The organism is Desulfuromonas sp. (genome assembly GCA_002869615.1).
Taxonomy (GTDB): Bacteria; Desulfobacterota; Desulfuromonadia; order Desulfuromonadales; family UBA2294; genus BM707.
The window spans coordinates 19,813-33,393 of record PKUH01000016.1 but is presented as its reverse complement, the minus strand read 5'-3'; the positions used below and the strand labels follow the sequence as shown (position 1 = coordinate 33,393).

Sequence of the window (13,581 nt, the reverse complement as noted above, 5' to 3'; positions counted from 1 at the left end):
CCTCAGGCAGCTCCCTGCAGCTTGTTCCGCTGGAAGCTCGCATTCAGCGAAGCATCAATAACACATTCGTAACCTTCGATTCGCGCAACCAGTACCCCGCTGTCGGGATCTACGAAATCAATATCGGCGGCCGCCTTACTGTCGCTCTGGCTGGTTACCTGAACCCGGATCTCCACGCCCGTGCCGGGGAAGTTATCCCGGTACTGGCGATAGCGCCCGGCGAAAACCGGCAGCGAAGCCGAATTGTAGCGTTCGAAGCTCCAGAGGATCATCATCTGAAAGCTGCTGTCCAGGGCCAGGGGATCCGAGAGCCACGAGTTCCGCAGCGGCTGCTTGATCCACTCATCAGGTTTTGGCGCCGGTTTTACCATCGTCGCAATACCTTCGCCGGAGCAACCGATCACTTCGCGGATACCGTGAAAATCCGGACCATGGAAGAGTCGATCCGGGTTGTATATCTCTTCAATCGGACGGCTGTATTGCTGGAGCTCAACCCGTTCCATAGCCCGCTTGCCTTCCGGCAGTTTTGCCGCCAGGACAATCCGGGCCCGGGAATGAACGAACTGCTGTCCATTCGCTGCAACACCCGACAACTCGACCGGCACCACGTGTACTCCGGCACTCTTGATCGCTTTGCCGGTCATCACCTGCAGCGAGTGCACCTCCCCCTGCTCAAGGGTCACTCCCTTGAGCACACGCAGGTCATTAAAACCATGGAAAAGCAATCCCGGGTTATTATGAATTGCCGCATGCGCCATCCATTCGATCATAACCGCCATCGGCAGAACCGCTTTGCCGTCAATAACGTGTGAGGCCAAAAACGGGTATTGCTCAATCGAAACGTCGAGATCAAAGGCTCTGGAGATATAGATATTCTCGGTCGCCGGCCTTTCGGTTGCGGCCTCTTCGCGTCCGCCCAGGATCACCAGTTCGACCGGGCCACCGGGTGGCGTCGCAATCTCCTCGACCAGATAGTCGGCACCGGCCTTGAGGTCGATTACCGCCACCCCTTCCGCAGCAAAGATTTTCTTCAGCTCCGGTGTCACCATACCACCATCCCACGGGCCCCAGTTCAGGGACAGAACCCGACAACTTGGACGCGCCGCGGCTTCCTGTTGAGCCGTCTTGTTAAGAATCTCGTTGGCTACGGCATAATCGACCTGCCCGGTCCGTCCATAGCGGCCAGTTGAGGAAGAGAACATCACCATGAATTTAAGGTCATCTTCGGCAATCGCATTAAGCAAACTTCTCAGGCCATCAACCTTGGTCGAGTAAACCTGCTCAAACTGTTCGGCGGTCTTGTCCTTGATCAAACGATCAGCCAGAACTCCGGCACCATGGATCAACCCCCTGATCGGACCATACTCCGCACGAACATCATTAACAACCGCGGCAACGGCAGCACTGTCACGCAAATCGACCGAACGGTAAATTGCCTGACCGCCAGCGGTCTTGATGCGATGCAGGGTATTGCGGATCTCGCGGTTGCCGAGAATCTCCTGGCATTTACGCCCGACATCCTTCGGCTTGAGCGGCTCCTCTGAATTGGCGATCACGGCCTTCTTGATCTCGGCTTCGCTGTTCAATCCCTCGAGCCAGGCCGGTTCAGCCTGGGGCGCTTCACTACGACCGAGCAGCAACAGGGTGGCACGACTGGCGGCCGCCAGGGAGACGGCAACCTCTGCCGTGACGCCACGGGCACCACCGCTGATCGCGACCACGTCACCGTAACTGACGGGAGCATCGATCGTCTCCCCGGAAAGAACTTCCTCGACCAGTTTGAGCGTGAACAGACCGTCTTTGCTGAGACCTGTTTCCGGCGCGCCGTCAAGCAGCATTTCGGCAACCAGCATTTCAGCGATTTGTGCATCGTCCGGAAGGTCTTCGGCCAGGTCAAAGGCCCGGCAGGAGACTTCCGCCCACTCATGACTGGCGGTCTTGCTGATACCGGCCAGCCCCCCGGAAAGAGCATCGGCAACAGGGCCTGCAGACGCCAGGCCAAACTGACCGTTGAGCCGGGATACGGTGGTCAGAAAAGCTCCACCTTTAGCAGCATTGGCATTAAGCACATCACCCGATTTCTGAATCAGGGTAAACGCGTTCCGCACAAAAGCATCATCGGCTCCGGTGTGCGGGGCAACAACAATGACCCCCGCCAGATCAGCCGGAGCAGTCAACTCAGCCGAAGCAGCAACCGCGACTTTTTCAGCGACCAGCTGCCTGGAATCGAGCTCGGCACAAAGCGCGTCAACCAGGGTCGAGCCATCGTCAGTGACCCACACCTTCGACCCTTGCGGCAGTTTGAGAGCCATGCGCTCGCCACCGGCCGGCAACGGAACGGCTTTCAGCACCTTACGCTCGACACCACTGCCTACGGAAGGAAGCTCAAAGGGGGCTTCAACCTTTGCGGCCGGCTGGGCGACGCCGGAAACACTCGCCAGAAAATCGACAATCTGGCCGACTGTCTGGAGCGTACCAAGATGCTCCGGCTTGATCGCCGGTGCGCCGGGCAACTTTTCCTGCAATGCAGAAAGGATTTCCACACGCTTGATCGAATCGATGCCGAGGTCGGTGTCAAGTGCCATCTCCAGTTCAAGCATCTCTTGCGGATAGCCGGTCTTGTCAGCGATCACAGTCAACAGGGTCGCCGCGACAAGATCGCGGTCAGCAGGCGCTGCCTGCGGCGTAGCAACAACCGGCGGAGGATCCGTACTACCGACAACTGCGAGGTGGTCAACGATCTGGCCAAGGGTCTGCAGCACACCGAGGTCCTCCGGCTTTACCGCCGGTGCCTCCGGCAGCTGTCCCTGCAAGGCCGAGAGGATTTCAACGCGCTTGATCGAATCGATTCCGAGATCGGTATCAAGCGCCATCTCCATCTCGAGCATCTCTTGCGGATAACCGGTCTTTTCGGCGATGACTTCCAGCAGCACTGCAGCAACACGGTCGCTATCGACAGTCGGGCCCGCAGCAGTTTCGGGTTGCACCGCAGGCGCGCCAACGGCAATACCGGCGCTTAAATGTTCGACGATCTGGCCAAGGGTCTGCAGCACGCCGAGGTCCTCCGGCTTTACCGCCGGTGCCTCCGGCAGCTGTCCCTGCAAGGCCGAGAGGATTTCCACACGCTTGATCGAATCGATTCCGAGATCGGTATCAAGCGCCATCTCCATCTCGAGCATCTCTTGCGGATAACCGGTCTTTTCAGCGATGACTTCCAGTAACACATTTGTAATGCGGCCGGCATCAACCGCAGGTGCGGAAGCAGCAGCAGGAATCGCGGCGGGGTCTGCTGCCGGGACCATACCGGCGCTCAGGTGGTCGATGATCTGACCAAGAGTCTGCAAGGTGCCGAGGTCTTCCGGCTTCACCGCCGGAGCTTCCGGAAGCTGTTCCTGTAATGCAGAAAGAATCTCTACCCGCTTGATCGAATCGATCCCGAGATCGGTGTCAAGGGACATCTCGAGCTCAAGCATCTCTTCCGGGTAGCCGGTCTTCTCGGCAATAACGGCAAGCAGGGTTGAAGAAACCTGGCCACTGTCTATGGCCGGGGCTTCCGGTCGGGCGACAGCATCCGCGGAAACGGCCGCGGCCGGGGCAACCGGCGGAGTGGCAACTGGCGCAGGCTCTACCGGAGGCGAAGCCGCAGCAGGAGCCGCAACCGGGGCAGCGACAGCCGCAACCGGCTGGCCCTGCAATAATCGATTCTGCTGTTCAACCAGATTGAGGAAAGTCCTGGTGGTCGATTCCTGTCCGGCCAGAAACTGCTGATGCAAACGTGCCGTCTGTTCCTGCAATCCCTGTAGCGCCTGCATGCTCTGCCGGGTAATCTGCAATGCCTCCTGTAAAGAGCCGGCACCGGCAGCCACCGGAGCGGTCGAAGGAGCTGATTGAGAACCATTCTGCGGCGGTGGAGTCGGCGCGGCTGCTGCCGGCTGTTGTGGCACTGGTGGCCGCTTTGCCGGTCGTTGGAAATAGTTGGCGCCAGTCAACTGAACGGTCATCCCTTTTTTGCTCGGGGTTGCTTTACAGGCTTCGGCATACCCTTCATCCCAGAGAGACAAATCAACCGGGTAACCGAGAGCGGTCAGCTGTGCCAGGGCGCGCGCCAGATCATTGATTCCGGAACGCTTGCCGTTAGATGCGTCGATGGCAATCGCCTGATGCTCACGCTCACCGAGAATCGCCTTGACCATGCCGGCCAGGCGGGCGCCGGGACCAACCTCGACAAAGGTCCGCATACCGGCAGCATACATCGCCTCAATCTCGGCCACAAAATCGACAGGGCTGGCAAGCTGAGTCGCCAGCAGTTCCCGCGCTTCAGCGGCAGAGACCGGATAAGCAGCACCGGTGGTATTGGCGTAAACATCGGCTGTCGGCTGCTTGAAATCTATCTGTTTCAGCCGCTCGCCGAAGGGGCCGCTGGCAGCAGCGACCAGTTCACTGTGGAACGCCGCTGCAACAGACAGCTGCTTGTAACGCAGACCCTGTTCATCAAGCAGCTTTGCCGCTTTTTCAATTTCGTCGGTCGCACCGGAAAGGACGCCCTGCTCAGGCGTATTGCGATTCGCCAGAACCAGTTGCAACCCGGATTCCTCGAGAAAGCTTTCAACCTGGTTGAGCGGTGCGGAAACCGCCAGCATCGAACCGAGGTCGCCTTCACCGGAAGCCATCAACTCTCCGCGCAGGCGTGATAATGCACTGAGGGCACTCGTATCGAAGAAGCCGCCGGAGCAAAGTGCGGTCAGTTCGCCATAGCTATGCCCGGCAAAAGCTTCACCCCTGATGCCGAATGCGGCAAGCACATCACGCGCCCCGAGGCTGACAGCGCCAAGCGCCGGTTGCGCCACCTCGGTAGCACGCAGCTTCATCTCGTTTTCGTCGTGGGCCTGTTGATCAAAAACCGGCCGCGGGTAAACCAGTTCCGTCAGGCGCCCTTGCTCACCGCCGGTGTTGGCAATAAAGGCCTGGTCAGAGGCCCGAAATGATTCGAGGAACTGTGGGAAGTGGACCGCCAGATCCTTGAGCATCCCGGTATACTGTGCGCCCTGCCCGGGAAAGAGCATCGCCAGTTTACCCGCATTCTCACCACGGGCAAAAAAGGTCCCGTCGGGGGTACTCCAGAAAGACTCTTCACCTTTGCTGCGCAGCATACTCAAGGCTGTCTGCACCTGAGCTGCACTCTTGTCACTTGACCGGTCAAAGACCAGGGCGAGACGACAGGCGGCCCGGGCATTAAAAACAGCACGGGCCTCCGCAGCGGCCAGGCGGATATCTTTCCATGAACCATCCGCCGGAAACGCCTGCAGAGCTGACTCCAGCCCCGCGATATCAGCGGCGCTGAATGGTGCCAGCTGGACATCGCCCTGCCAATCAACCGTCGCCTTGGCAGACTGGTATTCCTCGAGCAGGCAGTGGAAGTTGCTGCCGCCGAAACCGAGTGCACTGACCCCTGCCCGGCGCGGATGATCGCCGCGTGGAATCCAGGGACGAAGCTCTGTATTGACGTAGAAAGGCGAACCACTTGCAGTCACCGTGTCCTGCGGTTTTTTGACCTTGATTGTCGGCGGCAATGTTTTGTTGTAGAGCGCCATCGCAGCCTTGATCAAACCTGCCGAACCGGCCGCAGCCTTGGTGTGGCCGATCTGTGACTTGATAGAGCCGATCGCGCACCACGGCTCTGCCGCTTCGCCAAAGACCTCTTTCAGTGCCGAAACTTCAACCGCGTCACCGACCTTGGTGCCCGTACCGTGCGCCTCAATCAATTCGACAGTCTTCGGATCAATGCCACCCTGTTCATAAGCACGGCGTAAAGCTTTTTGCTGACCGGCGGCGCTCGGCTCGTAGATTGCGGCACCACGCCCGTCACTCGAGGCGCCGAGACCTTTGATCACGGCGTAGATCTTGTCGCCATCGCGTTCAGCATCTTCCAGGCGCTTGATAACGACGATCCCCAGGCCTTCGCCAAGCGTCGTGCCATCACCATCAGCAGCAAAGGGCCGCGAATGGCCGGACGGTGACAAAGCCGGCGTCTTGCTGAAGCAGGTGTACATAAAGATATCGTTAAAGGTATCGATCCCGCCCGAGACAACCATGTCGGCCTTACCGGCCGCGAGTTCGAGCGCCGCCAGATTCAACGCGCTCAGCGAACTGCCACAAGCGGCGTCAACAACACAGTTGGTCCCACCGAAATCAAAGTGCTTGCTGATCCGGCCGGCGACCACGTTACCCAGTAGCCCGGGGAAGGAGTTTTCCTGCCAGGGAACGTAAGAATCGCTGATGCGCTGCATGACGTCTTCAGCGATCGCATCGGCGATACCGGCATCCTTGAGCGCCTCACGCCAGCGGGGATGACCGAGTCGGGCGCCGAGCGGCACCACCAGCTCGAGGGTACCGGTAATTCCGAGAATGACACTGACCTTGTCGCGATCAAATTCCTTGCCGGTCGCGTAGCCGGCATCCTGCAGCGCTTGTTCCACGGCAACCAGGCCAAGCAGCTGCGAGGTGTCGATCGCCTCGAGCGCATTGGGCAACACCCCGTATTCCATCGGGTTGAAATCGACCGGCGAGAGGAAGCCGCCGCACTTGGCATACACCTTGTCCGGCGATTTTGGGTCGGCGTCAAAATAATCGTCAGAACGCCAATGGGTCTCCGGAACCTCGGTGATCGCATCGACACCCTGCTTGATGTTGCTCCAGAACGTTCCCGTATCATTAGCCATGGGGAAGATACTGCCAATTCCGACTATCGCCAGTGGCTTCATTGCTACGGCTTTTTGTTCCAAGTTGTTGTTCTTCAACTGAGAAACTCCTTGATCTGTTCAATCTCAAGGGGGGTGGTCAAAGCCGCCTCGTCTTCGAGGCCAACCCCTTGCAGTTTAAGTTGGCTGGCACGAATTAACACGGCCGCACCAAACAAGATATTCATTGCTACGGTGGCAACCTTGCGCTGACCGGTTGCCTCGAGAAACGTCCCCTTGCTCCACTCGTTAAAAGCTCCCATCGCCGGACCACACCAGACCTGGTAATCAAGCTTGCGGTCGGTCATGCCCTTATTGGCCCAGACCGGCGACTGGCCGAGATACCAGCGAAACACCAGCGCCATCTTGTATTTCGGATCGGCTTCCGCCTTCGCCAACTGGCGCGGGTCGCGCTCGGCAAAATAGCTGCGTGTTTCTGCCCAGACCTGGTTGAGCTCTTTGCGAAAAATCGTCTTCTCGAGCTTCTGCCGTTCCGTAACAGGCAGATCGTCGAGGCTGCTATGCGCCCGGTAGAGTTCATAAAGCTTCGCCGCGCGCATTGAAAACATGGTGCCGCGCTTGATCACCTGTACATTGACACCCATCTCGAACATATCGCCGGAAGGTGCCATGGTGACATCCGCCTGCCGGGTCTCGGCCAGCATCTGGCGAACCTCATCACAGGTGCCGGATTCGATACACGCCTGGTTAACCGTTCCGGTCACCAGGTAGGCTGCACCCAGGGCAAAAGCGGCGGCCGCCGCGGCCGGTGTCGCGATACCGCCACCGAGGCCAACCCGCAGAGGCGTCCTGTAACCATATTCCTTCTGAGCAGTACTCTTCTGCGCCTGGATCGTCGGGAAGAGCGCCAGGGCAGGCCGGTTGTCAGTATGCACGCCCGAATCAGCTTCGACAGTGACATCCCGAGCCATTGGAATCTCGGCGGCCAACCGCGCCTGTTCTTCGGTCAGCTGCCCTGAAGCAACCAACTCACGCAAAAAGCGCTCCCGCGGCGGTGCAAAAAATTTCGCCGCAACTTCCTCGCGCGAAACCTTGGCAATGACCCGGTTCGGCGCAACAACCCGGCCGGCACTATCGCGGTAAAGCCCATGGGTCCGGTAACGGACCAGAGCCGGGGTCAGGTCGAGAAACGCCGAAGCCTCAATCAGGTCGATGCCGCGCCGCAGATAAAGATCAACCAGGGCGTTTTCCAGCTCCGGCTCGTTCGGACTGTGAATAAGGTTGAACCCATACGGCAGACCCGGAGCAAGCTGCGCCAACTGATCAATGGCCGCCTCGACCTCGCCCAGCGCCAGTCCGGCAGCACCGAAAAAGCCGAGCATCCCGGCCTTGGCCAGCGCCGCAACCATCGCGACCGAACTGATCCCCTTGGCCATAGAGCCGCCAACGTAAGGAAATTTAATATCATGGCTGCGGCAAAAACCGGCATCCCCCAGCGCTTCAAGTGAACAGGCCGGCACCAGTCCGTTGAAGTTGTGGCGATCCCCGGTCTCCCCGGCGGGGTTGCAGATCCCGGGCATGATCCTGGTAGCACCATTCTGCGCCACCAGATAGAGCGGCCGCTTAATCTGGCGCAACATCTCGAGACAGTTCTGTTCGGACAACCCGTCAACCCCTGTTGCCGCCTGGAATGAACCGAGCGACGAAGCGCTCTGCTGTGCCGAGTTATTCAACTGTTATCTCCTCCATCGAGGCCAAAACCCTTTCAATTTGATCGATCACCTCTTTGGGTGTCGAGGCACCGGCCGTCAGCCCGATGCGCCGGTAATTTCGCAATTTCTCAAGGGGCAGCTCTTCAGCCGTTTCAACGTGCAGCGCCCTGGTTCCGTGGGCCCGGACGATCGCAACGAGGCAGCGGGTATTGCTGCTCTCATAACCACCGGCAACAATAACGAAATCGACCTGCCCGGCAATGCGGACCGCCTCTTGCTGCCGTTGCCTGGTGGCATCGCAAATCGTCTCCAAAATCAACAGATCGAGTTGCTGCCGCTTTTGTAAATAATCGCTGATCTCCCGGAACCGTTCCTTATCCTTCGTCGTCTGAGCCGCCAGGCAATATTTTTTATCCGGATCGAGGTTCAATTGTGCACAATGCGCCATGCCATCGAACACCACCGACTCACCACCCGCATAACTCAGCAGACTCTTAACCTCCGGATGAGCTGCCTCGCCATAAAGCAACAGGATGCGCTCACCAACTGTATGCTGCTCGATCAAATGGCAGGCCGACATCACTTTCGGACAGGTCGCATCAACGATTTTGATCCGGCGCCGGCACAGATCCTCTCGGACCTTCCTCGCGATACCATGCGCCCGAACCACCACGGTCGACCCGGACGGGGCCTGGTCTGCCGTTTGCAGTGTGACCACACCCCTGTCAGCATACATCTTGACCACTTGCGGGTTATGAATAATTGCCCCGAGGGTGTAGACTGTGTGGCCTGGTTCCTTGCGAATCAACGTATCAAGTTTAGCGAGGGCCAGTTCAACGCCCATACAAAAACCGGCTTTTTCTGCCCTGAAAATATCCATAAGAATTCCTGTTAATCAGCCATTCGGTGTTACCTTCGTCAGGCTTGAACCAACAAGCTGGCGAGCGGACTCCAACTCGGCGGCAACTTCGATCAGACCTCGCCGCTGAAAACAGGGACGTATTGCACCTTCCGGAACGCAGGGGTCATATAACACAGCACCATTTTCAGAGCAAACTTGATGCCAATGAAAATTGATGTTATTTGCCGGTTTTCTTGAATCCCATTGTGCCAATGACACACTGTCGTCGGGGTCGAGCGCCTTTTTGACACACTTTGCGGGGTCAAATCTGTATCCTTCAATCGAAAGCGGAGGCAGCACCTGTGAATCGGCATTGCATAACGGTCAGGCTCCGGCCAATGACATCCCACCCCGGAGGATCAATTGGGGCCGCTTTTTTCAGTCATTTTTCCCGACTTTACTTCCTGTTCGATTATTTCACAATAACGAGTCGCTCGAGCAGGGAAGATCTCAGCCATTCACTCATACCCGGTCGTTAGCACTCAATTGTGAGGCTAGGTAAAACATTAATAATACCAGACACCGCTCCTGAATGATATAGTACGTCATCCAGGGGGATGAGTTCAATGCCATTGGGGTCAGATCTTCACATTTGACAGCTTTGATCCTGCAACCAGATCGGCAATCAAACCTTGCAGTCCAGGACCTTTTTTCGCCCCGGTCAACAAACCACCGTCTCAGTTGTAAAAAACCTGCCAAAAACAAGCAACTTGAGAATGCCTGACATGCAGACTGGTGACTGGCACGTTGGCGAGATGGCACTTTTCCGTGTAAACTTTGAAGGTGACCGATGGATATTCTGACCACGACCCCGATTTACATCGTCCGATAATGAGAACAAAGGCTCCCAATGATCGCAACTAAAAAAAATGCCCCGGTCCTGATCATCGAAGATGACCACAACACGGCTTCCCTGATTTCCACCTATCTTGAAAGGGAGGGATTTACCACCTGTATGGTTCACGATGGCGGCGCGGCGCTGGAATTGGCCCGCCGGGAAAACCCCGGCTTTGTCATCCTCGATGTGATGCTGCCGCAGGTCGATGGCTGGGAAATCTGCCGGGAGCTGCGCAAAATCTCCGACGTTCCGATCCTGATGCTGACGGCGCGCGAGGAGGAGATTGACCGGGTTCTCGGCCTTTCCCTCGGAGCCGATGATTACGTCATCAAGCCATTCAGCCCGCGCGAGCTGGTCGAGCGGGTCAAGGCGATCCTGCGCCGCACCCGGCAGCGGCCGCACCCGGTTGCCGTCATGGAGCACAAGGGGCTGTGTCTCGATCTCGAAAAGCGCCGGGTTTTGCTCGAGGAGAGACCGGTTGAGCTGACATCCGTCGAATACAAACTGCTGCTGGCGCTGATGAGCGCCCCGGGCAAGGCTTTTTCCCGGGATGAACTTCTCAATCATATCTACGACCGGGGTGAAACAGTGGTTGACCGGGTGGTCGACGTACATATCGGACATCTGCGGCAGAAGCTTGCCGACGACCCGGCCGCTCCGCGCTTCATCGAAACCGTCCGCGGCTTCGGCTATCGCTTCGCTGATCGGGACGAACCATGAAAATGCGCCTGCACTGGAAACTGATGCTTGCCACAACCGTGCCGGTCATCGCCGTGACCGTCGGCATTATCTGGCTGGCCTTCGACCAGCTCGCCGCTGATTATTTCATGGTGCTGATGGACAAGTACATGGTCTCGCCGACCGAGACCCACCGGGCGTTTCTCGACGCGGTGCATCGCTACCTGCTCTGGGCCTGCCTGGTGGCACTCGGGCTCGCATTCCTGCTCAGCTATATCCTGACCCGTCGGGTGCTCCGGCCACTGGTCGAGATGAGTGACGCCAGCCGCCAGATCGCCGCCGGAAATTTTTCGGCGCGGGTCGACAGCGTCCGGAGTGACGAAGTCGGTGAACTCGGTACCGCCTTCAACAGCATGGCCGACAGCCTCGACAAACTGGAGCGGCTGCGCAAGACCATGGTCGCCGATGTCGCTCACGAGCTGCGCACGCCGCTGACCAACCTGCGCGGCTACCTCGAGGGGCTGAGCGACGGGGTTATCCCGGCCGACCCGGAGACCCTGCAGATGCTGCAGCAGGAGATACTGCGGCTGGTCAGCCTGGTTGAAGGGCTCAGTCAACTGGCCAAGGCCGATGCCGCGCGGGCTTATCTGGAACGCCGGCCGGTCGACCTGAAGGAGTGCGTGACCGAAATCCTGACGCTCTATAAAATGAACTTCGCCGAGAAAGGAATCACCGTTACCACCCGCCTCGACAACCAGGTGATAGTGTACGCCGATCGCGACAAGCTCTTGCAGGCGATCCGGAATCTCATGGAGAACTGCTGGAAATACACTCCCCGCGGCGGGCAGGTCAGTATTTCCTGCAACCTTCTCCAGGGAGCTGCCTACGCCGAGTTTGTCAACAGCGGCCCGGGCATCCCGGAAAAAGACCTGCCGTTTATCTTCGAACGCTTCTTCCGCTCCGACCCCTCGCGTTCCCGCGATGTCGGCGGCGCCGGCATCGGCCTGGCCATCACCCGGCAGTTGATCGAAGCCCATGGCGGTAAAATCGACGCCACCAGCGTCGACGGGACGACCCGGATCGGTTTCACCCTCCCCCTATAGGCGCCTTCCCGGCGCAAACTTTACCAAATCTTTACACAACCTTTCTGGCCCATTTACATCCTTTTGCTACGCTTCTTTCAAACGAAGAACCGAGCGAAAGGACACTGCCATGCTAACCGTTATTTTGATAACCGCATTACTCGCCAGCACGCTGTTGCTCGTCTGTATGGCCACGGCCGAAGTTCCTTCCGGGCTGGCCAGGGCCACCTTCGCCGTCCACTGCTACGATGTCGGTGCCAGCGCCCTTGAGGGCAAACCGGGCGTTGCATCGGACCAGCGTGGATGGAGCGGCGCCCGCGAGGTCGACCGGGTCGTCTACGACCCGGAAGCGGTTTCGCTTGACCAACTCGAGAGCTGGCTGAAAAAGACCGACACCTACATCGGCACGTTGAAACATTCGCGGCCAAACGAACCGAAAAAGGAGACGAAACAATGAACCGACGCAATTTTCTGAAAAAAACTTTTTGGGGCCTGGCCGGAGCGTCTGTGGCGTTACCGACCCTCGGCCTGATAACAACGAAGCGGCTCACGCCCATGGGCACAGGAGTGGCTAACGCGGCCGAATCGATCAGGATCTATTCCGTAGCCGAAGGGAGATTCGTGATGAGCGAAAAAGTTCTGAAATCCCGCGAAGATTGGCAGCAGCTCCTGACCCAAGAGCAGTTCCACATTCTCCGCGAACAGGGGACCGAGCGCGCCTTCACCGGCCAGTACGACAAGCACTATAAAAACGGCGTTTACCAGTGCGCCGGATGCGGCCTCGACCTCTACGCGTCCAAAGACAAGTTCAATTCCGGGACCGGTTGGCCGAGCTTTACGCGACCGGTCGCCGAAGAAAACGTTGCGACAAAAAGCGACAACAGTTTCTTCATGCGCCGCACCGAACTGCTCTGTTCTCGCTGCGACGGCCACCTCGGGCACGTCTTCGACGACGGCCCCGCCCCGACCGGAAAACGCCATTGCATTAACTCGGCGTCACTGAAATTTATCGCCGACAAGTAAAAGGAGTTTCGCGATGAAAACCCTGATTGGCATTATCCTCAGCCTGATTGCGGTCACCGGCGTTGTCGCGGCGGCAACCATGGAGAAAGAACACGGAATGATGGATCAAGAAAAAGCAATGACAGCAAAAGCTATTTTTGCCGGCGGATGTTTCTGGTGCATGGAGTCCGATTTCGAAAAACTGGACGGCGTCAGTGAAGTCGTCTCCGGCTTTACCGGCGGAACCCTTGAAAATCCGACCTACAACGGCAATCATGACGGCCACTACGAGGCCGTCAAAGTGATCTACGACCCGACACAGGTGAGCTATGAACAGCTCCTCGACCACTACTGGGTCAATATCGACCCCTTCGATGATGGCGGACAATTCTGTGATCGGGGACACAGCTACCTGGCCGCTATTTTCGTCGCCAATGACACCGAAAGGAAAAGCGCCGAGGCGTCAAAGCGTAAAGTCGAGCAGATGTTCCCGAAGCAGAAAGTGGTGACGCCGATCTTCGATGCCTCGACCTTCTACCCGATTCAGGGTGATGAGAGCTACCACCAGGATTTTTACAAGAAAAGTCCGGTCCGCTACAAGTACTACCGCTGGGGATGCGGCCGCGATCGGCGGCTCCAGGAGATCTGGGGTGACAAGGCCGGCCACTGA

8 protein-coding genes are annotated in these 13,581 nt (G+C 58.1%); 5 read left to right on the top strand and 3 right to left on the bottom strand.

Features of this window, described 5'->3' with window-relative positions; translation table 11 throughout:
- Nucleotides 1–2 precede the first annotated feature (2 nt).
- The 3 genes from C0623_02890 to ispH form a co-directional block, all read right to left on the bottom strand.
- Complete coding sequence (locus C0623_02890) at nucleotides 3–6,761, bottom strand: beta-ketoacyl synthase (GenBank protein ID PLY03016.1); 6,759 nt, start codon at nucleotides 6,759–6,761, stop codon at nucleotides 3–5.
- A gap of 32 nt (nucleotides 6,762–6,793) precedes the next feature.
- Entirely contained in the window at nucleotides 6,794–8,338 is a 1,545-nt protein-coding gene (locus tag C0623_02885; GenBank protein PLY03015.1) for a 2-nitropropane dioxygenase, read from the bottom strand.
- A gap of 85 nt (nucleotides 8,339–8,423) precedes the next feature.
- Nucleotides 8,424–9,290 (bottom strand): 4-hydroxy-3-methylbut-2-enyl diphosphate reductase, encoded by an 867-nt coding sequence (gene ispH / locus C0623_02880; GenBank protein ID PLY03000.1) that lies wholly within the window; start codon nucleotides 9,288–9,290, stop codon nucleotides 8,424–8,426.
- 871 nt (nucleotides 9,291–10,161) lie between these two features.
- Between ispH and C0623_02875 the strand changes: the two genes are divergently transcribed.
- The 5 genes from C0623_02875 to msrA all read left to right on the top strand — a co-directional run bounded on the left by C0623_02875 (nucleotide 10,162) and on the right by msrA (nucleotide 13,581).
- Nucleotides 10,162–10,869, top strand: a complete 708-nt coding sequence (locus C0623_02875; protein ID PLY02999.1) for a DNA-binding response regulator — start codon at nucleotides 10,162–10,164, stop codon at nucleotides 10,867–10,869.
- Complete coding sequence (locus C0623_02870) at nucleotides 10,866–11,930, top strand: hypothetical protein (GenBank protein PLY02998.1); 1,065 nt, start codon at nucleotides 10,866–10,868, stop codon at nucleotides 11,928–11,930. The genes C0623_02875 and C0623_02870 overlap by 4 nt, the downstream gene beginning before the upstream one ends.
- A gap of 109 nt (nucleotides 11,931–12,039) precedes the next feature.
- Nucleotides 12,040–12,366 carry a hypothetical protein gene (locus C0623_02865; protein PLY02997.1) on the top strand — a complete coding sequence of 109 codons (327 nt, stop codon included), beginning with the start codon at nucleotides 12,040–12,042 and terminating at the stop codon, nucleotides 12,364–12,366.
- 167 nt (nucleotides 12,367–12,533) lie between these two features.
- The gene (msrB, locus tag C0623_02860; GenBank protein PLY03014.1) at nucleotides 12,534–12,932 is read left to right on the top strand and encodes a peptide-methionine (R)-S-oxide reductase; all 399 of its coding nucleotides are present in this window, start codon (nucleotides 12,534–12,536) and stop codon (nucleotides 12,930–12,932) included.
- 13 nt (nucleotides 12,933–12,945) lie between these two features.
- Nucleotides 12,946–13,581 (top strand): peptide-methionine (S)-S-oxide reductase, encoded by a 636-nt coding sequence (gene msrA / locus C0623_02855; GenBank protein ID PLY02996.1) that lies wholly within the window; start codon nucleotides 12,946–12,948, stop codon nucleotides 13,579–13,581.